The following is a 21,023-nucleotide window of genomic DNA, read 5'->3' on the forward strand; positions in this document are numbered from 1 at the left end:
TACCGGCGGCTGGAGTTCCTGCTCGGTGAGAAGTCGGCCTCGATGCTCGTCCCGCGCGGCCCGCGCCGTCCGCACGATCGGCCCCGGCCATCCCCGTACCCGCCTGCTGCTGACGACGGCCGCTCTGGCCGCCGCCGCGGCCTGGGACGCCGGGCACCGCGTCACCGATCTCCACCAGCGCCGCCATCAGCGGCGCCGGTCCCCCATCACCTGAACTGCTGGGAGGTACCCGTGAACGGGACCCGCACGACGCCGCCGCAGGCGGCCGAACAACAGCGCACCACCGGTCGCGATGAGACCGCCTTCGACTGGCGAGAGCGCGCCACCTGCGCCGAGGAAGACCCGGAGCTGTTCTTCCCCATCGGCAACACCGGCCCGGCACTGCTCCAGATCGAGGAAGCCAAGGCCGTCTGCCGCAACCGGTGTCCGGTCATCAAGCAGTGCCTGCGCTGGGCCCTTACCAGCGACGACTCCGGCGTCTGGGGCGGCCTGTCCGAGGACGAGCGCCGCGCCATGAAGCGCCGCACCAAACGGCGCGCCACCAGCTGATCGGCCTGGCGGCTGCCTGATCCGCCCGCACCGACCGCCGAACCCCGGCGGCCGGGTCGGGCGGTGAAGGGGAGCCGGACAGTCCGTCCGGACCACCTGACTCGTCAAGGAGTTCGAATGCACGCCAAGCCGAGCACCACCGTGCAGAACGTCGCCACGCAGATCACGTTCACGCGGGGCGACTACGTGCTGTACCGGGACCCCGCCCTGTTCTGGGCGGGCCGGCCCGGCCACACCTACGTCTGCCGGGTCGTGCGCGCCGAGCGGAACACCGACGGCCACTGGTACACCCTCGATCCCGTCACGGGCGGCGGCCGGGTCTACGCCGCGCGGGGCGACTACATGCGGCTGCTGCCGCCGGCCGACGCGATGCGCGACATCGACACCGCCCCGCTGAGCGCCGAGGGCGCCGCGCAGGAGATGACGCCGGCCGCGACGGCCTGGCTCACCCAGCACCACGCGACGGCCAACCGGCGCCCCGAACTGCCCGCGCAGCGCCACTGAGCCGTCCCTACGGCATCACGGCCCCGCGCACATGGCTGAGTCCCTGTACGACCGCTACATGAAGGCCGCGGCCGCCCACCGAGCGCACGGTGAGACCTGCACCAGGTGCTCGCCGGACGCGCGGTGCGGCACCGGCCGGCGTCTGCACGAGTCGTTCGCCCGGCTCCAGGACGCCTACCTCGCCCAGCAGAAGCAACGGCGGGGCTGAACCCGCTCCCGCGGTGCGGGAGGCGAACCCAACTTCTATCCCACCCCGTGCCGTTCGCCAGGCCGGGTGCCCGCAGGGCGGGCGCCCGGCCTTCCGCACACCTGGCGGGGTGCCGGACAGTCCGGACCACACAGCGCCACTGACCCCCAACAACCTCGACCTAGGAGACGCCATGCTCGGCGACACCTTCACCATCACCCCGGACGAGATGCGCGCCATCTTCGCCCGCCTCCAGCCGCACCTGCCGCCCTACCTGCGGAAGATCGAGCCGCACGAGTCCGGCTGGGGGATGCGGTACGAGTTCGCCACCTTCACCGGCCGGGAGGAGGAACCGGCCAAGCCCTCCTCCTACTACGACGACCCGCAGCTGCGCTACGTGCGCGAGTCGGAGAACGCGGCCGAGCACCAGCTGCGGCTGAAGGCCACTCACATCCTGACCGACCTCTACGACAGGGCGTGCGACCAGTGGAAGGACGCCGCCTACGTCGCCGACCTGAAGGCCGCGCTCCGGGACGCCCCGAGCCGCTGGCGGGCGTACGAGCAGGCCCGCAAGGCGCTGGAGGCGGCGAACGGCTACCTGCGCACGCCCCAGGCCGCCGCGGAGTGGCCGTCGGCGATCTCCCGCCTGGTCGACGCCCAGGAGCAGGCCCTGGCCGCCGCCGTCGCGTTCGACGAGCGGGCCGAGGACATCGCGAAGGTCCACGACCGGCACGTGTACGCCGAGCTGGGCAGCGACGCCGCCTACACGAAGGCCGGCTGCCCCGAGGCCAAGGACTGGCACATCACCGACGCCGACCACTACTGCCACAGCTACCGCGGCTACCACAGCAGCCTCCACTACGCCCCGCTCGCCGAGACCGTGCGGGCCCTGATCGAGCAGCAGGACGCCCACCTCGCCAAGGTCGGCCGCCTGTCCGGCACGACCGCCGACTGACCCGGCCCGCGCGCATGCGCTTCGTCAACTGGCTCGGCATGGCCGGCCCGCTCATCGTCCTGGCCGTCTATCTGCTGGGCCGCTGAGCGCCCGGCCGCAACTCACGCGAATTTCCAGAAGGGAGAAGACATGAACAAGATCATTAGCAAGATCATGGAGAAGCGGGAGCCCTCCCCGCGAACGGACACGAACGACACCAGCAAGGAGTGGAAGGCCCCCTCCTCGCGGGGGACGGTCCTCAGCATCCTCGGGGTGGTCACCCTGGGCGTGGCCATCCTGTCGGTGGCCGTGAGCTACAAGATCCTGGAGCCCAAATTTGGGGGCTGGGCGGTTCCCACCGTGGGCGCCCTGGACGCCCTCTGGGTGGTCTTCCAGATCACGGAGATCCTCGCGGGCAACAACAGCCGGCGCGCCTCGCGCGTGCGGTCGGCGGGACTGTTCCTCACGGCCGTCAACGCCGCCATCCCGACGGCCCACCTGGTCCTGAGCGGCGGCAAGCTGGACCTGGCCGTGGTACTGACTCCGCTGGCGATCGTCGCGACCAAGACGGCCTGGTGGTTCACCCTCCCATCCTTGGGGCGCCGGGTCTCCCCCACCACCCGGCAGAAGCTCGACGCCAAGCGCCAGACGGTCAGCGACCGCCTCGAGGAGATGGAGGCGGAGGCCGCACACCGGATCGAGCTGCTGGAGCTGGCCACCACGCTGGAGAAGGGCGTGGCGAAGGCCGAGACCGCCTACCGCAAGTCGGTGCTCAAGCGGCAGCAGACCACGACCAAGACGCTGCACAAGCAGGCGCAGGCCACGGAGAAGACCGTGGCGGAGACGGGGCTGCCGGACAGCGTCGCGAGTATCCCGCTGCCGGTCCTGGAGGACTGGACGCCCAACGCGCCCGCCCTGCCCGGCACACCCGGCCGTGACGCCTCCGTCACGGGTACCCCGGCGCTGCCCGCCGGGCGTGACGCCTCCGGCACGGACACCGGCACGGACGGCACGGCATCCGGCACGGGCCGGGACACCACCGGCACGCAGGTCAACGCCGGTGCGCAGGGCGCGCCGTCACACCCGGACGCCGAGGCGGCACACCCGGAGGAAGAGCCGTCACGGCAGGCGGCACACACCGTCACGCTGGAGGAGCTCGCCGCCGTGGCGGGCGTGCCGGTCCCGGTGCCCGACGCCCAGCTCACCGACGCTCAGGTCGGTGTCGTGCTGCGGCACCTGCGCTACCGCGATGAGCCGCCGGCGTCCTACCGGCAGGCCCGCGTCGACTTCCGCGGAGCGGGGTTCGTCGGCAGCGAGGAGCGGATCCGCCAGGCGTGGGCCGCGCTGATGACCAACGAGAAGACCGACGGCGAGGAGACCTCCGAGGACGACGCGGAGGAGACCGAAGAGGAGGGCGCCCCAGGCGCCTGAGTGTCCGGCACCACCAGTGAGGGCCAGCCCGCATCCCCCGCGGGCTGGCCCTCGCTGCGACTGCCGGAACCAGCAGTCGATCCGGTGCAGACCCGGCGAGCGACCCGGCGAGCGAACGACGTTCGCAGACCCGGCGAGCAGACCCGGCGAGCACCAAAAAACCCCAGGAAATCGAATGCGCGTACGACTATGCTCGCGCGCCCAGATCCACGAAGGAGAGCATGTGGGAAGGAAGAAACAGCAGGCCAGCGCCAGCGAGGAGGAGGTCTACGGGCAGGCAGCAGGCGCCATCGGCGCCATCGCCATCGCCGCCGGCGGCCTCGCCGCCGTCAAGGACAAGACGGGCCTGTCCTGGCCCGCCACCCTGCTGGTCACCGCCGGAGCGCTGGTCGCCCTCGGCTACCTGGCATGGCGGATCAAAACGGGCCTGAAGCAGCTCTGGAAGCGTGATGCGAAGCCGGCCACGGCCCAGGGGACGTCCGCTGCGGCCCTGGCGCAGGAAGCGCCCGCAACAGGCGGCGAGGAGGCGGACGACACCGAGACGGCCGTCCCGGCGCACCCGGAGCTCACCGCGGCGCTGCGCACGGCCGGGGCCATCGGCCGGGAGCAGGTGATCCGGGCCGATGAGGTGACGGTCGCCGACGTGCAGACCGGTACGGTCTACGACCTCCTGGTCCCCGAGGGCCGCACCTACGAGGACGTCGAGAAGCGGCTGGGCACCGTGGCGGGCATGTTCGGGGTCACCCGGCTGCACATGAAGCTGGAGCGCAGCCGCGACAACGAGCGCCGGGTGAAGCTGCTGAAGTTGCACGAGCCGCCGTTCACCCGCCCGTTCCCCGCGCCGGCCCGGCAGGAAATCGCGACGTTCGCCGGGATTCCGCTCGGCCACGACGTCACCGGCCAGCTCGCCGGAGTGCCAACGTTCGACAAAGCATCGCTGCTGGTCGCCGGAATGACACAGACGGGCAAAACCACGCTCGTCAACGGGCTCATTACCTGCCTGCTGATCGCGTACGGCGAATTCGAACTGTATCTGCTCGACGGAAAATTCTGCGGGCTCACCAAGTTCGAGAAAATCGCCACCCGCTATGAGTCGTCCGACGACCCGGCCGTCTTCGAGAACATGGTCGACGAGCTGAACGACCGCTCGGACAACCGGTATGGGCAACTCAAGGAAGCCATCCGGAACCGGCAGCCCGCACCGGCATTCAAGCCGGTGATCTTCATCGTGGATGAGGCTGCCGACTTTTTCGCCCATGACGAGTCGAAGGAAGGAAAGGAGCAGGCCCGCAGGATCGCGGAAAAGACCCGGTCGCTGGTCGCCAAATCCCTGGAATCCGGCATTTCCACGGTGCTGATGACCCAGCGGCCATCCGCCAACGCGATTCCCGTCATGGTGCGCGATCAGTTCCTCTACCGGCTCTGCCTGTATGTGGCATCTTCGGGCACTGCCAAGGTCGCCCTCGGCGACACCTATTTCGACACGGTCGCACCGATCAACCCGGCACTCCTCGACCCGGACATCAGGGGCCAGGGAGTGCTGTTCGCCAAGGGGCGTTCCACGCTGATCCGCGGATTCAGTTTCGAGGATCACTTCATCTGGGGCGTGGTGGACGAAGTGCAAGCGCGGCAGCAGAAAGAGATCGGGCAGGCGCCACCGAAATCTCCGATCGAGCAGGCCATCGAGCTGATGCGCAGTGACGGAGTCGAGTTCATGTTCACGGCTGAACTCGCCCCCGCTCTCGGTATCACGAGTACCGATCCGGCGGAGCGAGGAAGGCAGCTCAACGAACTGCTCGGCGTCCCCGCCGGCCGGACGGCCCAGGGGCGCGGCTACAGGCTTGCCGACCTCCTGGTGGCCGCCAGGTCCTCGTCATGACCGTCACCGGCACCGTCACCGGCACCGTCATCCCACCGTCATCGGACCGTCATGCCGCCGGTCGGCATGACGGTCACCGGCGCTCGGATGACGGTCCCATGACGGTCGGGTGACGGTCCCCAATGACAGTCCTGACCTGCGGAAACACCCGATACCCCAAGGAAGGGAGGGAGGAGGCCCGTTGCGTGCCTCAGCAGCCGTAACCGTCGGCGTCGGAGCTACCGCGGCCGTCGCCGTGGCCGCGCTCGTCCAGGGCGCCGGCGACACCCCGGCAGGAGCGGCGCTCAGCATGTCGGTCCCAGCCGAATACAGGAACTTGATCGAGGAGGCCGGAAACACCTGCCCCGAGGTCACGCCCAATCTGCTCGCTGCGCTCCTCACGCAGGAATCCGGGTTCAACCCGGAAGCCAAGTCGCATGTTGGTGCGCAGGGCATCGCGCAGTTCATGCCGTCCACGTGGGAGACCCACGGAATCGACGGCAACGGCGACGGAAAGCGTGACGTCCTGAACCCCGAGGACGCCATCCCGTCATCCGCGAAGTATCTGTGCTCCATCGCCAAGGACGTCAAAGACGTGCCCGGCGACAAGCAGAGCAACATGCTCGCCGCCTATAACGCCGGGCCCTACGCCGTCCGAAAGGCCGGTGGCGTCCCGCCCATCAAGGAGACGCAGAACTACGTAAAGTCCATCACCACACTCGCCAACAAGAACCCCGGCGGAGGCCGGGGCGGTAATCCCGCGAGTTCGGATCGGGCCACGGTCGCCGTCAACGCGGCGAAGAAGATGCTCGGCAAGCCGTATTCGTGGGGCGGAGGAAACGCAAACGGCCCCAGTAAGGGAACCTGCTGTTCCCCCAGGGGTCGTTCCGGTGCATCGATCACCGGATTCGACTGCTCCGGACTCACCCTCTACGCCTACGCGCAGGCCGGTATCTCACTGCCCCGCACCGCGGGACAGCAGTACGCGGCCTCGGAGCCCGTCAAGCCCGGAAACGTGCGCCCCGGAGATTTGGTCTTCTACGGCTCCGGCCCCTCCAGCATTCACCACGTCGGCATTTACGTCGGCAACGGCTGGATGATCGACGCCCCCCGCCCCGGCATACAGGTCCGCTACTCCCCCATGGACACCATGACCGACCTGTTCGCCGTCGCACGACCCGTATCCCACAACAAGGAGATTTGAGAATGCGTAAGTTCAACCTCGCCAAGCCCGTCGACATGAGCGACGGGTTCAAGGACTTCTTCGACACCATCGGCCTCACCGGCGGCGGCCTGGTCACCAAGGGCATCGCCGCCGTCATCGCCGTCATCGCGGTCCGCATGCTGCTCCAGCTGTCCAACGACCCCAAGGGCGCGCTGCGCAAGGGGGGCACGGCCATCGGCACGCTGTTCGTCGCCGTCATCCTCGCCCTCTACGGCGACACGCTGTTCAGCACCGTCACCGACGCCAAGGGCTGATCCGCATGCCCGACCCGAAGGACAGCCCGTGCGATGCCCTGAAGGACACGCCGGCCTACGAATACTGCGCGCAGGACAACCCCGACGGAGGCGGGCCCCCCGACGGCGGCGGCCCACCCGACGGCGGGGTCGGCATCACCGACGGGGCAGCCGACAACGTCACAGAGCTCGCCGAGTACCTCATCAAGAAGATCACGGGGCTGGTGGCTCCGGACGACGCGTGGGCGCCGGAGAAGGCCGACAGCTGGGTCTACCAGCAGTTCCTCTGGCTCGGCCAGCACCTGGCCATCGTCATCTTCACCTGCGTGGTCGTCGTGTGCGCCCTGACCGCCTGGAAGAGTGCACCCCGCCTCAAGCAACTGGGCGCCTCCACCGGGTGGACCCTCGCGGCCGTCGCCGCCATGGGGGCGATCCCGGGCGCGGTGATGATGCTGAACAAGGCCGTGAGCTCCGCATTCACCGTCGCGTTCAACAGCGACGAGAAGACCCTGTTCACGGTGATCCAGGACGACCTGGAGCATGGAGCGGATTCCGGCAACCCGCTGGCGATCCTGATCATCATCTCCGCGCTCGTGGTCGCGCTTGCGTTCGCTGCGCTGGTCTTCATGACCCGGAGCCTGGGGATCCTGGTGTTCGTGTGCATGGCACCGCTGGTGCTGGCATCGCTCGCCCGTGGCGGTGACATGACCGCCGTGAAGACCTGGGCGATGCGGCTGCTGGGGCTGATGTTCGCTCCGTTCGCCCTGCTGCTGATCAGCCCGTTCGTGCAGATGGTCGCGGGCAGCCTGGTCATGGACGCTGTGCTGTTGGTTGCCGCAGATGCCCTGATGCTGCGGATGATCGTCCACGGCGTGCCGTACATCGGTCCCCGGGTCGCCAGGGCCGCTCGGACGGTGGTGGAGCGCAACACCAGCCATCCGGTGGCGCGGGCGGCCGTGCGGGCCGGTGTGCCGGACTTCTACGAGAAGGAGAACACCCCCCGGGGCCCGCGCACGGTGGACACCCCGGGCCGCGCCGCCTCGCAGGACGGCGGCGTGCTGCTCGCCGCCTACGGGGTCAAGCGGAGCGAGCGGCCCGGACGGCTGACCACCCCGTCCGCGGTCGACTCGGCCCGGCGGGACGCGACGGACCGCGCGGCCCGCTCCGTACAGATCAACCAGGTACGCCGTCAGGCGCGATCCGCGGCCGGCCAGCCGTCGGCCACCGGCCGCCCGGCGGCACCGGGCACCGCGGCGTCCGGCACCAGGCCGCCCCGGCCGGGAGGCACCCAGCCACCTCAGCCGCCCCGGCCGCGCAACCCATAGGAAAGGCCGGTCCCGGCCCCGGCGTTCGCGTTCCCCCTGCGGAGGCGCGGGCGCCGGGGCCCGGTCTACCCGGTCACCCACCCACTTCATAGGAGGACTTGCTGTGTACTCGCTGTCGCCCGGCTACCGCATCCCCGCTCTGCAGCGTGGACTCAGCCCGCTGGAAACCATGCTCACGAAGGCAAACCTCGGGGCCGGGAGCGCGGTCCTGATGTCGGCCATGCTCACCCCACCGCCCCCCTGGGCGTTCGGCGCCGTCGGCGCAGCTGCCGCGCTGCTCAACGTTTCGCCGGGGCCCCGCTCGATCGGCCGCTGGGCCGCTGTCGGCTACCGGCGTCTGCGCGAGCGCACCGCCCCCGCCTCCGTGACCGACCGGCCGGGAGCGAGGACCACGTGGGCGCTCTACCCGGATCACGGCACGATGCAGGACCCGCTGCGCCGGGCGGCGTTCCATGAAGCGTTCTCCCGCGCCCTAGTGTTCGCCGGCGGCCAGGCCCGCGCCGCGGGCATCCAGGTGCACCTCACCCACCACGCCACCGTCGGGGCCTGCACCGAGCACGTACAGACGATCTCCGTGCACGTCCCCAAAGGTCTCGTCGGACAGCCCGCCCGGGTTCTTGGCACCCTCGAGGGCGAGTTCGCACGGCTGGGCGCCCTGACCCCCATCGAGCCCGAGCCGGTCCCTGCCGTGACGGACCAGGGCCCCGGATGGATCGGACTGGAAGACGGCCGGTATGCGGCCACGGCACGGATCACCGCCTGGCCCGACGACACCGACGGTGACCTGATGCGCAAACTCCTGCTGGGCGAAGGACACACGCACACGGACGGGCAGGACCCCCACTTCGGGACCGACCGTTCACTCGCCGTCCTTTACCGGCCCCTGCCCGCCGCCCAGTCCCGCCGCTCCGCGAAGTGGCAGAGCGCCGCGGCCGGGGCCTTCACCACCGACAAGGTCAAGCAAGCGACGCACGAGATGGCCAGCAGCACCACCCACGGAGCCCTCGTCCAGGGCGCGGCCCTGGTGGACCTCGACGCCTACATGACGGTCTGGGGCGAGAGCCCCGAGGCCGTCACCGACGCCCGCTGGCACGCCGAGCTGGTCGCCGACCGGCACCGCATCCGCCTGGACTGGCTCCCCGGGCAGCAGCACCGCGCCCACCTGATGACCACCCCGCACGGAGCCTCAACCGCGAAAGGAGCGGTCCTCTGATGATGCGCCTGCCTTCCAGTCATGCCGCGATCACCGCCCCTCTGGTCGCCTCCAGCACGCGGTTCCCCGGCATCCCGATCGGCCGGTCGCTGCTGGACGGACGGCCGTTCCACCTCTCCCCCGTCATGGCCGATGCCGCGATCCTGCCGTCCACGAACACCCTCGCGCTGGGCGGCCTCGGCTCTGGTAAGTCCACGACGGCCAAGGCCCGGGCGCACCGGGAGCACCGGGAGTACGGGGACCAGTTCGTCGTGATCGATGCCGCGGAGAACGGCGCGGCCGGCGAGTGGAGCCCGGTCACCCACGCCGTCGGGGGCCGGGTCATCCAGGCCGGTAATTTCACGCTGAACCCGTGCAGCGATCTGTTCCCGCCCGCGGTCCGCGAACAGCTCGTGCGGAGTCTGATCCTGGCCGTCGAGGTCGCGGCACTCACCCCCCAGGCCACTCACGCGCTCCAGCACGCCCTGAACCACCCGAAGGCGGCGTCGCTCAACGGGCTGGTGGAAGCCCTGGTCTTCCCCCAGGACGGCAGGTGGCCGGCGGCGAAGCTGGCCGAGTGGGGCGAGGGCGCCGCCATCGCGCTGTCCCGCTACACCGAAGGCAGCTTGCGCGGCATCTTCGACGGCCAGGACGCCAGCCTGCCCCCGACGGACCTGCCCATCATCTCCTTCGACTTCACCGGCCTGGACCGCAACTCCCCCGCGATCCCCTCACTCATGGCCGCAGTGACGTGCTGGGTCGAACACGTCTGGCTGCCCCAGGCACCAGCCGCACACCGGCACCTGGTACTGGAAGAGGCGTGGCAGGTTCTGCTGTCGCCCGCCACGGCTGCGCTGATTCAGCGGCAGTTGAAGAACAGCCGCAGGGCCGCGCTCTCCTTGGACGTGGTCATGCACACCCTGAGCGACCTCGGCACCGGGCGGGCGCAGGACCTTGCGCGCCTGTGCGAGATCGCCCACGTCGGACGCCTCGGACCCGAGGAGGCCGCAGTCGTCGGGGCGGTGCTCGGCCTGCCGCAGTGGGCGACCGACGCGATCCCGACCCTGGGCCCGGGGCAGGCGGTGTGGAAGGTCGGCCCCGGCCATGTCGACATCATCCAGACCGTCCTCACCGAGGAGGAGGCCAAGCTGACCGACACCTCTTCCCGGCGGCGCACCGCGCAGCAGGCCCTCGCCCACGGCCTGGCCGTGGAACAGGAGACTGAGGACGGGGCGACGCAGGTCGACGAGACCGACGGCCAGGACGACCACGGTCGGGACGACGAGCAGCCGGCTTCCGTAGAGCAGGAACTCGACAACACCGCCCACGGGGACGGCGGAGACGGTGGGGCTGGCTGGGGCTGGGAGATGCCCCCGAACGTCATCGAGGTCGACACCCGACACCAGGACGTCCTCCAGGCTGCGAGGGCGGGCCGGTTCAGCGAAGCCGCTGACCTCGCAGCACTGGGCGAGCGGCAAGACATCACCGCCCACGGCATCAACTCCGATCAGGCAGTGAAGTGGCTGGAGACCCGCGCACAGGTGGCTGAACTGCGCGGAGACCAGAACCAGGCCGCACAGCTCCGCGCTACCGTCACCCGCATGGGCAAAGACGTCGAGTGGTTCGAGAAGACGGCCGACACTGCGGAGCCGCAGTGGTACAGCGGGCACGAACAGCCCGCACCGGCAGCTCCCGAGGACACGACGCCTGAGGGCCCGGTGCCCGAGCCCACACGTCGGCGTGCCTGGCCCTACGTCGCCACCATCGCCGCCCTGGCCATCGCCGCCGGCGGCGTGTGGCAGACCGCCGACACCGAGCAGCACCAGGAGGAGCGCAAGACGAAGGCCGCCGCGTACAAGGGCAGGTCGGGTACCGGCCTGCGTATGGACGGCGTGGATGTCGATCTGGTGGCGCACTGGAACGGCGATAGGGACCGCGTCATCGTCGAACTCCGTTCGTATGCCGACCGCAACGCCAGGTACTTGCGGATCGACGCCGACGGGGAGAAAGCGCACGCCACCCGTGGGAACGACCTCTGGGTCGCACGGGCTCCTGAGATCGCACTGCCGGTCACGGATCCTCTCGCCGATGTGACAGTCCAGATAGCGGTTGGCGGAAGGACCTGGAAGAAGGGCACCCACGCCCCCTCCCGGACGATCCGCCTCTCCCCGACCGGCGTTGCCTACGACGCCGAGACCGGAAAGCCCCTGCCGTCCGATCTCTGAACACTGCTCCAACCACGCCTGATGGCCCACACCCCAGCTCGGGTGTGGGCCATCAGCATGCGGTGGGCAACTGCGCACTTCCTGGCCCCGCCAGCCGGGCCGGGACGACCCACCGGCCGCCTACCGGCCCCTGGGACCCCGGATGCTCCGCCTGGCCCTCGCAACCCGCTCCGGCGCGGTGGCGAGGACCGGGCAGGCCGTCCGGCCTCACGCACCACACCCCCTCTGTCCCCTCCTCCGATTGGAGCCCCTTCGTGGCCGTCATAGGCGTACTGACCGAGCCGACCCCGCCCACCTGGTGGCAAGCGAACCGGCACAAGGTCTACGGCGTCAGCGGACTGCTCCTCGGCTACCTCATCAGCAGCCACGCCCACAGCGGCCCGGACCAGCAGCCACACCCGCGCCCCGGCCACACCACCCCGGCCCCGACCACCCCCAGCACGCACCACACACCCACGACCCACTGACTACCCCGCCTCGCCCCCGCTGTGCCCCGTTGACCCTCCCGGTCGGCGGGGCGCAGCGCTGTCACCCGCTGAAAGGGATGTTCGTCATGCTCCGGATCATCAGCACGTCCCGGCTCGCAGAGCTGGAGAACCTCGAGTCAGCGTTCCCCATGGTCCGGAGCAAGTGCGACGGCCTGGAGGAGAAGCTGGAAGCCGAGCGCCGCCGCTCCCAGGGCCTGGAGACCGAACTCGACCAGGCCGGGGCGAGGAACCAGGAGGAGCAGGCGGCCACCGCCCGCTTCTACCAGGAACGCCTCACCGCGGCTCGCCGCGCGGAGCGGCTCAGCGACCGGCTGCGCGACAAGGCGCAGGAGCGGGTCCGGGAGCTGACGGGCGAGATCGAGCAGATGAAGGCCCAGCTCGCCGCCGCCAGCCCACTGCCGAGCCCGGAAGGCGTGATCGCCCGCTTCGAGAACCTGGTCCGCGCCTCGATCGACCTCACCCTGCACGTCAAGGACCTCGGCGCCGGCTACCCGCAGGCCGAACTGCAGCTGGTCCTGCTGTGTGCCGGCTGTGGCTACACCGAGGAGAAGTCCCGTCAGAGCACTGGCCGTCCCGAGGCCCGCAGGGACTTCGTGAACGACGACTACCAGGGCGGCAGGCTCAAGCGCTGGGCGCAGGAGCACGCGGCGGAGTGCCGGGCCGTCGCGCTGCCCGCCCCGGCCACCGCCTGCCCCATCCCGCTGACGTGACCGCCCGCCGCCATCCCCGCCCGCCGCTCCTGCCCCGACTGCCGGGGGCGCGGGCGGCCGGTGGGTCGGCGGCGCGAACCACAGCCGACCACACCGAAGGAGGACAACGGTTCATGGGAGCAGCCCTGCACCTGGCCCACGCCCATCAGGCCTCGGCCCGCAAGCGCCGGCCGAAGCAGACCGGCGGAGGCGACGGCAGCACCTTCGCCGAGTACGCGCACCGCATCTACCAGGACCAGCGGGCCGACGCGAAGTCGCGGCAGCTGCTCCTGGCCGTCGCCTACGCGCTGACCATGGCACCGGTCGACGAGGACACCGGCATCTGGGCCGCCGTCCGTGCGGCCCTCGGCACGGGCGAGTCCTCACCCGTCACCCTGCGCCAGCTGGTCCGTCACGACCTGCCCCGCTACGCGCCGCCCGGCACGAAGTGGCAGAACGCATCCGCTCCCGCCCCGGTTCCCAACCGAGGCGGCTTGCTGCCGAGCTACTTCGACGCCGACTTCCTGAAGCTCTACCGCTGGGCCACCACGCCGTCCTGGCAGCCCCCTCCGTACGGCCTGCGCGCTGACGACTGGCCGATCCCCGGCCAGGAGCCGGTACCGCAGCGCGCACGACTCCGCCTGATCACCACGCCCACCCACCCCGAATAGGGAAACCCACCCCATGACCCTCAGCACCAGCACCGACCCATCCGTAACCGACACGAACCTGGACACCGCCTGCACCTCGGTCGCCCACGAAATCGGACGCACCGACAGCAAGGCATCCTTACTGCTCGCCTTCGACGGCGCGGTCCTCGCCGGACTCGCCAGCCTCGCCGACAAGGACCTGCCACTGCCCGCCCAGATCGTCGGCGGCGCCGCCGTCCTCACGCTCACGGCAGCTGCCGCGCTGCTGCTCCGGGTCGTGCGGCCCAACCTCGGAGGCCGGGGCCGCGTCGTCCGCGACGGCTTCCCCCGCTGGGCGCAGTTGAGTGAGGAAGCTCTGCTTCAGGCGATGCGCGCGGACACCCGCGCCGCCCGTGTCAAGGCCTTGTCGACCATCGCTGTCGCCAAGTTCGAGCGGCTGGCCCGCGCGGTCGACACGATCCTCGCGTCCCTCGCCCTGCTCCTGGTCGCCGCCGTCCTCGCGGTCACCGGATGAGCAGCCGGCCGGACGCGCTCCCCCTGCACCTCATCGCCGTGGCGGCCGCCGCCGTCGCCCGGCTCACCCACCACACCACCATCGACAAGGAGTAGCTCGTGGCACTCACCCTCTTCCGCCGTCCCGCCCCGGACGAGCCGCCGACCCTCGAGGACGAGCTGTGGCCCGAGACCGGCGAGACCTGGACGCCCGAGGGCCTCACCGTCGTCGAGCGGTACTACAACCTCGCCAACGCGGTCGTCATCCTCTACACCGCCGACCACAAGGAGATCGGTACCTACTACGCGGTTGCCTGCCTCGGGTGCCACTACCTGGTCACCCGCGACAAGCACCGCACCTACAGCACCCGCCTCACGCTGGAGGCCGCGGCCAAGGCCGCCAACGGCCACGCCAGCACCTGCCGGGCCCTGGCCCGCAGCCTCCCAGCTAGGCCGGACGACGACACAGCCCGCCGCCTGCTCCGCACCTGGGTGCTGAACATGCGGCGCCGGGACCAGGACTACTACCTCCACCTCCGCCACTTCGACTCCCGGCGCCTGGAGCTCCAGCGCACCGACGAATGGATGCACACCGAACTGGAGGCATTCGCCGCAGACCGCGGCGACGTTCTGTCGGCCACCCCCAGCAAGTACGGAGCTGGCATCGAGTACGAGCTCCTGCGAGAGCCGAGCTGACCGGCCGCTCTCCGTGCGCCCCCGCCCGCCGACCCTTCCCGGTGGCCGGGGCCGCGCGGTGTCCGCCCGGTCACCCGGACCGGCGGCAAGCCCCCTTGGAGGTCACCGTGCCCCTCACCCGCCGCGTCATCGACGCCGCCGCCGCGCGCTTCGGCTGGCGCCGCACCTACGGCGACACCACCGAGATCGACGCGCTGCTCACCGAGCAGACCGAAACCGCGTACACCGAGGCCGCCACCCACGCCGCCCTTGCCACCGCGAAGAACCACAACGCCCTGGCCGTGCAGCCCGGTGTCCTGGACGCCCGCGGCCGGATCCTCGCCGACGTCCTCTACCTGGAGGGCGTCCTGACCGGGGCCCGCAACCGCGGCCTGCCCCCGGAGCTCATCGAGCGCCTGGAGGACGCCGTCGACCACGGCCACGAAATGGCGGCGCTGCTCGCCGACACCGTCCGCACCACTGCCGCCGTGCACACGGTCGGCCACTGAACACCATCCGTGCTCTTGAACCCGCAGGGAGAAGCCGCATGAAGACCTTCCGCCTGGACAACACGCTGCCCGTCGACACGACGATCCCCGAACCGTCCGTGGTCTGCTTGATGGGCGCAGCCGGCTCGGGCAAGTCCACCTGGGCCAGCACCTGGCCCGACACCCAGGTCCTGGAACTCGACCACTTCCGGGCCCTGGTCAGCGACGAGCCGGGGTGCCAGGAGGCGACCGCAGACGCCGTGTTCGCGCTCCAGGCCGTCCTGGAGGCCCGCCTCGCCCGCCGAAAGATGACGGTCATCGACAGCACGAACACCGAGGCCGCCGTAAGGACCGGGCTGGTGCAGACGGCCCGTCGGCACGGTGTTCCTGCCGTCGCGCTCCTGGTCTCCACCCCGGCCTCCGTATGCGTCGAGCGTCAGGCCGACCGCAGCCCGGACCGCGCCGTGCCCGAGGACGTCGTACGGCGCCAGCACGCCGAAGTCGTCGCCGCCTTCCCCGGCCTGCGTGACGAGGGCTTCCAGCACGTCGTGATCGCCGACAACCTCCACCGCCTTCAGCCGCTGCTCCAACGCGCCAGCGACACCCGACGCCGCGAGCTCGGCTGGGACGGCGGCGACGGCCTGGGCAACCTGCTCCTGGTCCGCCGCGTCTTCGGCGCGGAGGTGCTGCCACTGTGGCGCTGGCGCACGGGCTCGACGCTCGCCGGCGGCGACCGCGTCGGCGAGATCCGCCTCGGACCGGACCGCCTGATCCTCGCCCTGCGCACGAACATCGACGGCGAGGGAGACGTCGGCTTCGACCTGCTGGTCTGCTGCCCGTACGACGACGACTGCACCGCCCCCGCCTGGCAGGCCGTCCACTCGGTCACCGACCTGCTGGTCGCGCACACCAGCGGCCGCCCGCACCCGGACAGCGTCTGCACCGTCCACGGCGGCCCCGACGACCACGCCCCGCAGGCGCTCCGCGAAACCGCCGGGAGCCTGTGATGAGCAGCCGCGACACCGCGTTCCCCGGCCGCCCCGACACCGACCGCCTGAACGCCATCGAGACCCGTCTGACGGCCGTCCCCGACGGCTGGCGGCAGCGGGACGGCGACGCCGGACTCATCGAGGACGCCCACGGCCACCCCATCGCGGTCCTCGGCACCAGCGGCGACCTGCCCCTCCCCCTCGGCGAGTTCCTCGCTGCTGTCCCCGCCGACACCGACTGGCTCACGCAGCAGCTGCGGCAGGCCTGGGCGCAACTGGACCAGCTGCGCGACCGGATCGACAACGCCGGACGCCTGATGGACACCAACCACGTCGCCACCGCCATCGACTACGTCCCCGGCTCACGGGATTCGCGGTAGCTCCGCCCCGAGGCAGGCGCCCACGGCCTGGAAACCGGCGCCTGCCTCGGGTTCACCCATCCCGCACGAGACGAGAGGGAGCCCCCAGTATGGCCTCCACCACCGCGCGCGTACACGCCTCTACGGCGAATCGCGCCCTGATCATCACCACCCTCGCGATCCCGCTCACCGGCTGGACCGTCCACGCGTACGCCCTCCACCGGCGCCTCGCAGCCGAACGCCGCGACCCGCTCACCGGCGCCCAGCGCCGCACCGCGTTCGAGCACCGCGCCCAGCGCCTCCTCGCCCGCCACCACCAGGGCTCGCTGCTCTGCCTGGTCGACCTCGACCACTTCAAGGCCCTGAACGACACCCACGGCCACGCCGCCGGCGACGCCGCGCTCGCCGCGACCGGGAGGCGCCTCGCCCGCTGGGCCGGACCGCACGGAGTCGTCGGCCGCCTGGGCGGAGACGAGTTCGCCGTCGCCACCCGCGTGGATACCCCCAGCAAGGCCACGGTGCAACAGCGCCTCCAGCAGCTGATGGGCGCGCTGCACAAGCCCGTACCCACCGAGGCCGGCCCGCTCCCCGTCGCCGCCTCGGTCGGCACCGCCGTCCCCGACTACCTCGGCATCCACGCCCTGCCCGCCCTGCTGCGCGGCGCCGACGTCTCCATGTACCGGACCAAACACTCCGGCCGGTACGGCTGGGCGGAGATCGAGGACCTGGACGTGCCGACCGCCAACGGCCGCCGCGCCGGCCGCCCCGGCACCGCGCTGCTGGAGCGTGCCGCATGACGACCACACTCGACGGCGGCGACTGGATCCGGGGCATCACAATCCGCCAGCCCTGGGCCACCTGCATCCTCGCCGGGAAGCGCACGGAGAACCGCCCCGTCCACTGGCCCTGGCGCGGCTGGATCCTCCTACACAGCGGCAAGCAGCTGGACAGGGCGGCGCTGCGTGACCCGCTGGTGGCCACCGCGATCCGCGACCGCGAGCTCCACCGCGGCGCGGTCATCGGCGTCGCCCGGCTCACCGACTGCCACCTCGACCAGGGGCCCGAGCCCTGTACCAGCCCCTGGGCGCAGCGCGACGTTCACCACCTCATCCTCGCTGACGTCCACGAACTGCCGCTGCCCGTACCCGTCAGGGGCGCGCTTTCCGCCTGGAAGCCGTCGCAGGACCTCGTGGACCGAGTCCTCCAGCAGCTGCCCGGCCTGCGGCCATGAGTACGCGCCGCCAACGCCCAGCAGCACCACGCCGCCCACCGCACCGGCCCGGATCCTGAACTGGAGCGATGCGGGCGACTTCGCCCGGTCCATGGCCGACGTACACGACCACGCGGTCACACGCCGAAGGCTCGTACCCCCTGCCCGGGGGGTACGAGCCTTCTTGTGGTTCAGGGCCTGATCGGCACTTTCACGCGTGAAAGTCAGGACGGCACCATGCACCCCGTCGCACAGCTCTGGACCTTGTTCTATGACCCACTCGATGAACTTTGAAGACGGACCCTAGGGGCTGCGCCGTGTGGTGACGAGTTGGCCGTCCTGGAGACGGCGGGCAAGGTCGAGGCCGCTGTCGAGCATCGTCAGGACACCGAGGTGTCTGTCGGCCGGCACGGTGCCCAGGCGCTGCTTCTGCTGGGCGACCCCGCCTCACCTGCACTCCGGCTCGTCGTAACCAACCCCCACCTGAGAACCGCGAAGCGGCCCCCTCCACCCAGCCTCAGGCCAGGTGAAGAAGGCCGCTTTTCGCGTTGAGTTCCGGAGGCCGGCTGATCCGGCGCGGTCCACTCCTGACCCGCTCCCCCACGACGATGGCCTCACACGGACTGGAGGCTCGCATGCATGTCCCTGGCCAGCTGCTCGAAGTCAGCCGGCGTCATGCGTGCCCGGAGGATCCGCATGATGGCGGACGGGTTGTCGAGCGGCAGCCACTTCACCAGCACACCATCCGGAAGCTGCTCCTCGTCCCGAGCATCGGGAGTCGGCGACTGGGGCCCCGGCTGCGCCAGCTCCGACCGAGGCTCCTCGGGCGAAGGAGCGGGAGCGCTAACAGATACGCCCTTGGAGGAGTCGTCCGCATCGGCCCCAGGATTATCACGCCGTGATACTTGCGTCGGCACGTCAGCTGCTGACGCTTCCGTCTTCGCAGTCTGACCGGCAGCCTGCTCTTGGCGCTTGGCCTTCTCGGCCTTGCGGCGTGCGGCCTCCGCCCGCTCATCCGCTTTGGCCTTCTGCTCGTGCGCCGAGAGCTTCCCCAGGTTCCGGACGTGCTCCACGGTGCGCTCACCAGTGACAAGGTCTTTCTGCAACTCCGGGGACAACTTCAGCAGAGACAGCTTGGTGGAGATGGTCCCCTGCGGAATGCCAAGACGCTTGGACGCCTTCGTTTGGCTCTTGTAGTAATCGACCAGAGACTTCAGGGCCTGGGCTTCTTCCAGGTCCGTCATGTCGTCACGGTGGTAGTTCGCGACGAAGGCAGCTTCGAGGAGCCGTTCGTCGCTGCTGACCCGGTCGTTGTCGACGCGCACCGGGATGGTCGCGAGCCCGACGCGGCGTGCGGCCTCAAGGCGCCGGTGACCGTCGACCACGATGTACTGCGCGCCATCATCCAAGTCGTCAGCCCGGGTGGGACGCTCATGGAGATACGCCTCCACGGTCGCGACGACGATCGGCAGAATGATGCCGACCTCACGCACCGATTCCACCGTCTCCTCAAGGGACCGCAGGTGGTTGCGCGGGTTGTCTGGGTTATCGCTGATGAGCGTGACGGGCAAATCCGTGATGGCCGCCGCGCTGGCGTTGTCGCCGTTGATGGCACTGTCGATGGTTCCCCGGCGGGAGCTGCGTGGGGTGTTCGCCATTCCGAAGGCGCTGCTGTTGCCCAGCTGGTTGGCTTTACTCACCGGGCCGCTCCCATGGCGATCATCCGCATGGTGTTGGCCTGCTTGCTGTGAGGTGCGTACGCGAGCAGCGGCTCCTTCATGCGGACCGCCTCGCGCTGCTCCTTCAGGTCATCCAGGACGGCGAGCACCCGCTGTCCCTCAAGGCTGTTCCACTGCGCGAGCGAGGACGTCGCGACGAATCCGCGGCGGGAGTCGTACTGGTTGACGACCAGGCCCAGGTAGTCGACTTCGAGACCGAGGTCCTTGCAGAGGTCTTCGATCTGGTCGACGAGCATCTTGTACGCGGTCGCCGAGCTGTCCTCCGCCTGGACGGGGATGATGACGCCCGAACGGCCGGGCTTCTCGTTTCGCCGCCGACGGGCGTAGTACAGGGCGGCGTCCATGGCCAGGCCAAGGCTTGGCGGAGAGTCGATGACGATGAGGTCGTAGTCGCCCTCGAGGGGGTGTAGCGCTCGCTCTAGGGCGACCTCCTTCTGGAAGCCGCGGGACTGCGCTGCTGTCAGGGCCAGTCTGGAATCGAGGATGAATCCGTCGAAGGCTCCGGGGAGAACATGGAGGCGCCCCCGGAACCGGGGATCGTCGATCTTCACGACTAGGTCCCGCAGATCGCCTTCGGCCTCGCCGACCATGTGTTTGACGAGGCTTTCCTCCCCCGGGGGAATCTGGGGGATGCCGAGCTGGTCGCTGAGGTGGCTCTGCGGGTCGTAGTCGACGACCAGGACCCGCTTCCCGCCGAGGGTCAGATCAGCGATCTGATCGAGCAGTTCGGTCCTGCTGTTCCCAATGCGCTTGAGGTCGTTGTAAGACAGAGACTCGATGTACTGGCGCAGGCAGTCAGCGCTCTCTTGCGGGTCTTCCGCTTCAGCCTCCGCGGCGCCCAGCGCGACGGATGTCTTTCCGACGCCGCCCTTCTGGTTGGCGGTGACCCAGCGCTGGGGGTCGGTGGTCTGGTGGCGTTCCTTCGGGGACGGGTTGTCGTCGAGCCAAGTGCGGATGCTTTGAGCGAGGCCCTGGACATAGGAGAGATCACGGTCGCCGCAGGTGTCCTTGAAGGCGTCGTAGAGCCCTGGCGGGAGCCAGGTGGAAAACGACTTCGCGCCAGCTGTGTCGACGTCGCGGTTGGGGTGTGTGCTTGCGCGCCAGGCGGTGACGGCCGTGGTGACGGCTTCCTGGATGTCCAGGCCGAGCTCGGCGCAGCGGATCTTCAACTCTTGCTGGAGCGCCGGGGTGAGCTTGGACGCCACCTTTTCCCGGTCTCCGTCGGGGTATGGAGAGGCCATGACGTCACCTTACTGACTTGTGGCTGTGTGGAGGTAGCCAGATCCGCCTAGTTGGTGTGGTTCACTCCCCTGGGCGCCGAATTATCACGGCGTGATAATCACGGGGCGCTCTACCTCAAGGCCGTCGCCCTCGCTCTGGGGTGGAGTGGTCATAGACCGGCTCCCTCCGCGAGCTGACCCGGTCCGAGCAGGCCGCCGTCGAGTCCGTTCGCCGCGCGCTGGAGGACGACCCGGATTCGGAGCACGCCCGCGGCCTCCCGGACGCCGGCCCCCGCTCGGAGTCGTACGTCATCGAGCTGCTGCCCGAGCTGACCCGCAGCCGCGGGATCAGCGTGGTGTA

At 70.2% G+C, this 21,023-nt stretch carries 22 protein-coding genes and 2 pseudogenes; 22 read left to right on the top strand and 2 right to left on the bottom strand.

What is annotated here, in order from left to right; genetic code table 11:
• From ABT112_RS26750 to ABT112_RS26855, 22 genes and pseudogenes are all read left to right on the top strand, one after another.
• Positions 1-214 (top strand): annotated as a pseudogene (locus tag ABT112_RS26750) (hypothetical protein); the annotation flags it as partial.
• Positions 215-306: 92 nt separating this feature from the next.
• Positions 307-549, top strand: a pseudogene (locus ABT112_RS26755) (WhiB family transcriptional regulator); the annotation flags it as partial.
• Between the two features lie 117 nt (positions 550-666).
• On the top strand, positions 667-1,053 hold the full coding sequence (locus ABT112_RS26760) for a hypothetical protein (RefSeq protein ID WP_351513760.1): 387 nt from the start codon (positions 667-669) through the stop codon (positions 1,051-1,053).
• Positions 1,054-1,084: 31 nt separating this feature from the next.
• A complete protein-coding gene (locus tag ABT112_RS26765) occupies positions 1,085-1,261 on the top strand; it encodes a hypothetical protein (protein WP_351513762.1) in 177 nt (58 codons plus the stop codon).
• A gap of 109 nt (positions 1,262-1,370) precedes the next feature.
• Positions 1,371-2,195, top strand: a complete 825-nt coding sequence (locus ABT112_RS26770) for a hypothetical protein (RefSeq protein WP_351513764.1) — start codon at positions 1,371-1,373, stop codon at positions 2,193-2,195.
• Positions 2,196-2,324: 129 nt separating this feature from the next.
• Complete coding sequence (locus ABT112_RS26775) at positions 2,325-3,605, top strand: hypothetical protein (RefSeq protein ID WP_351513766.1); 1,281 nt, start codon at positions 2,325-2,327, stop codon at positions 3,603-3,605.
• A 223-nt stretch (positions 3,606-3,828) separates the two neighbouring features.
• Positions 3,829-5,484, top strand: coding sequence for an FtsK/SpoIIIE domain-containing protein (locus ABT112_RS26780; protein ID WP_351513768.1), 1,656 nt, complete (start codon positions 3,829-3,831; stop codon positions 5,482-5,484).
• Positions 5,485-5,665: 181 nt separating this feature from the next.
• Positions 5,666-6,667 carry a C40 family peptidase gene (locus ABT112_RS26785; protein ID WP_351513770.1) on the top strand — a complete coding sequence of 334 codons (1,002 nt, stop codon included), beginning with the start codon at positions 5,666-5,668 and terminating at the stop codon, positions 6,665-6,667.
• Positions 6,668-6,669: 2 nt separating this feature from the next.
• On the top strand, positions 6,670-6,942 hold the full coding sequence (locus ABT112_RS26790; protein ID WP_351513772.1) for a hypothetical protein: 273 nt from the start codon (positions 6,670-6,672) through the stop codon (positions 6,940-6,942).
• A gap of 5 nt (positions 6,943-6,947) precedes the next feature.
• Positions 6,948-8,246, top strand: a complete 1,299-nt coding sequence (locus ABT112_RS26795) for a hypothetical protein (RefSeq protein WP_351513773.1) — start codon at positions 6,948-6,950, stop codon at positions 8,244-8,246.
• 169 nt (positions 8,247-8,415) lie between these two features.
• Positions 8,416-9,459, top strand: coding sequence for a hypothetical protein (locus tag ABT112_RS26800; RefSeq protein ID WP_351513775.1), 1,044 nt, complete (start codon positions 8,416-8,418; stop codon positions 9,457-9,459).
• The gene (locus ABT112_RS26805) at positions 9,459-11,663 is read left to right on the top strand and encodes a putative type IV secretion/conjugal transfer ATPase (RefSeq protein ID WP_351513777.1); all 2,205 of its coding nucleotides are present in this window, start codon (positions 9,459-9,461) and stop codon (positions 11,661-11,663) included. Before ABT112_RS26800 ends, ABT112_RS26805 begins: the two co-directional genes overlap by 1 nt.
• A gap of 254 nt (positions 11,664-11,917) precedes the next feature.
• A complete protein-coding gene (locus ABT112_RS26810) occupies positions 11,918-12,130 on the top strand; it encodes a hypothetical protein (RefSeq protein ID WP_351513779.1) in 213 nt (70 codons plus the stop codon).
• An 86-nt stretch (positions 12,131-12,216) separates the two neighbouring features.
• Positions 12,217-12,861, top strand: a complete 645-nt coding sequence (locus tag ABT112_RS26815; RefSeq protein WP_351513781.1) for a hypothetical protein — start codon at positions 12,217-12,219, stop codon at positions 12,859-12,861.
• A 113-nt stretch (positions 12,862-12,974) separates the two neighbouring features.
• Positions 12,975-13,511 carry a hypothetical protein gene (locus ABT112_RS26820; protein ID WP_351513783.1) on the top strand — a complete coding sequence of 179 codons (537 nt, stop codon included), beginning with the start codon at positions 12,975-12,977 and terminating at the stop codon, positions 13,509-13,511.
• 13 nt (positions 13,512-13,524) lie between these two features.
• On the top strand, positions 13,525-14,004 hold the full coding sequence (locus ABT112_RS26825; protein WP_351513785.1) for a Pycsar system effector family protein: 480 nt from the start codon (positions 13,525-13,527) through the stop codon (positions 14,002-14,004).
• A gap of 98 nt (positions 14,005-14,102) precedes the next feature.
• Positions 14,103-14,678 carry a hypothetical protein gene (locus tag ABT112_RS26830; protein ID WP_351513787.1) on the top strand — a complete coding sequence of 192 codons (576 nt, stop codon included), beginning with the start codon at positions 14,103-14,105 and terminating at the stop codon, positions 14,676-14,678.
• A 107-nt stretch (positions 14,679-14,785) separates the two neighbouring features.
• Positions 14,786-15,166: a hypothetical protein gene (locus ABT112_RS26835; protein WP_351513789.1), complete on the top strand. Its 381-nt coding sequence runs from the start codon at positions 14,786-14,788 to the stop codon at positions 15,164-15,166.
• A gap of 38 nt (positions 15,167-15,204) precedes the next feature.
• Complete coding sequence (locus tag ABT112_RS26840; protein ID WP_351513791.1) at positions 15,205-16,152, top strand: AAA family ATPase; 948 nt, start codon at positions 15,205-15,207, stop codon at positions 16,150-16,152.
• Positions 16,152-16,514, top strand: a complete 363-nt coding sequence (locus ABT112_RS26845) for a hypothetical protein (RefSeq protein WP_351513793.1) — start codon at positions 16,152-16,154, stop codon at positions 16,512-16,514. Before ABT112_RS26840 ends, ABT112_RS26845 begins: the two co-directional genes overlap by 1 nt.
• 89 nt (positions 16,515-16,603) lie before the next feature.
• A complete protein-coding gene (locus ABT112_RS26850) occupies positions 16,604-17,290 on the top strand; it encodes a GGDEF domain-containing protein (RefSeq protein WP_351513795.1) in 687 nt (228 codons plus the stop codon).
• Positions 17,287-17,724, top strand: coding sequence for an ASCH domain-containing protein (locus tag ABT112_RS26855; protein WP_351513797.1), 438 nt, complete (start codon positions 17,287-17,289; stop codon positions 17,722-17,724). Before ABT112_RS26850 ends, ABT112_RS26855 begins: the two co-directional genes overlap by 4 nt.
• Before the next feature lie 593 nt (positions 17,725-18,317).
• Here the strand turns inward: ABT112_RS26855 and ABT112_RS26860 are convergent.
• Together ABT112_RS26860 and ABT112_RS26865 are read right to left on the bottom strand one after the other, a co-directional pair.
• Positions 18,318-19,403 carry a ParB/RepB/Spo0J family partition protein gene (locus ABT112_RS26860; protein WP_351513798.1) on the bottom strand — a complete coding sequence of 362 codons (1,086 nt, stop codon included), beginning with the start codon at positions 19,401-19,403 and terminating at the stop codon, positions 18,318-18,320.
• The gene (locus ABT112_RS26865; RefSeq protein ID WP_351513800.1) at positions 19,400-20,683 is read right to left on the bottom strand and encodes a ParA family protein; all 1,284 of its coding nucleotides are present in this window, start codon (positions 20,681-20,683) and stop codon (positions 19,400-19,402) included. The genes ABT112_RS26860 and ABT112_RS26865 overlap by 4 nt, the downstream gene beginning before the upstream one ends.
• Positions 20,684-21,023: the final 340 nt, after the last annotated feature.

The organism is Streptomyces sp. NPDC002055 (assembly GCF_040296705.1).
Lineage (GTDB): Bacteria > Actinomycetota > Actinomycetes > Streptomycetales > Streptomycetaceae > Streptomyces.

Excerpts from the sequence above, each read along its gene's own strand:
- ABT112_RS26760 (WP_351513760.1), top strand. The coding sequence starts at position 667 with ATGCACGCCAAGCCGAGCACCACCGTGCAGAACGTCGCCACGCAGATC.
- ABT112_RS26765 (WP_351513762.1), top strand. The coding sequence starts at position 1,085 with ATGGCTGAGTCCCTGTACGACCGCTACATGAAGGCCGCGGCCGCCCAC.
- ABT112_RS26775 (WP_351513766.1), top strand. The coding sequence starts at position 2,325 with ATGAACAAGATCATTAGCAAGATCATGGAGAAGCGGGAGCCCTCCCCG.
- ABT112_RS26790 (WP_351513772.1), top strand. The coding sequence starts at position 6,670 with ATGCGTAAGTTCAACCTCGCCAAGCCCGTCGACATGAGCGACGGGTTC.
- ABT112_RS26795 (WP_351513773.1), top strand. The coding sequence starts at position 6,948 with ATGCCCGACCCGAAGGACAGCCCGTGCGATGCCCTGAAGGACACGCCG.
- ABT112_RS26800 (WP_351513775.1), top strand. The coding sequence starts at position 8,416 with ATGCTCACGAAGGCAAACCTCGGGGCCGGGAGCGCGGTCCTGATGTCG.
- ABT112_RS26805 (WP_351513777.1), top strand. The coding sequence starts at position 9,459 with ATGATGCGCCTGCCTTCCAGTCATGCCGCGATCACCGCCCCTCTGGTC.
- ABT112_RS26815 (WP_351513781.1), top strand. The coding sequence starts at position 12,217 with ATGCTCCGGATCATCAGCACGTCCCGGCTCGCAGAGCTGGAGAACCTC.
- ABT112_RS26820 (WP_351513783.1), top strand. The coding sequence starts at position 12,975 with ATGGGAGCAGCCCTGCACCTGGCCCACGCCCATCAGGCCTCGGCCCGC.
- ABT112_RS26825 (WP_351513785.1), top strand. The coding sequence starts at position 13,525 with ATGACCCTCAGCACCAGCACCGACCCATCCGTAACCGACACGAACCTG.
- ABT112_RS26840 (WP_351513791.1), top strand. The coding sequence starts at position 15,205 with ATGAAGACCTTCCGCCTGGACAACACGCTGCCCGTCGACACGACGATC.
- ABT112_RS26845 (WP_351513793.1), top strand. The coding sequence starts at position 16,152 with ATGAGCAGCCGCGACACCGCGTTCCCCGGCCGCCCCGACACCGACCGC.
- ABT112_RS26850 (WP_351513795.1), top strand. The coding sequence starts at position 16,604 with ATGGCCTCCACCACCGCGCGCGTACACGCCTCTACGGCGAATCGCGCC.
- ABT112_RS26855 (WP_351513797.1), top strand. The coding sequence starts at position 17,287 with ATGACGACCACACTCGACGGCGGCGACTGGATCCGGGGCATCACAATC.
- ABT112_RS26865 (WP_351513800.1), bottom strand. The coding sequence starts at position 20,683 with ATGGCCTCTCCATACCCCGACGGAGACCGGGAAAAGGTGGCGTCCAAG.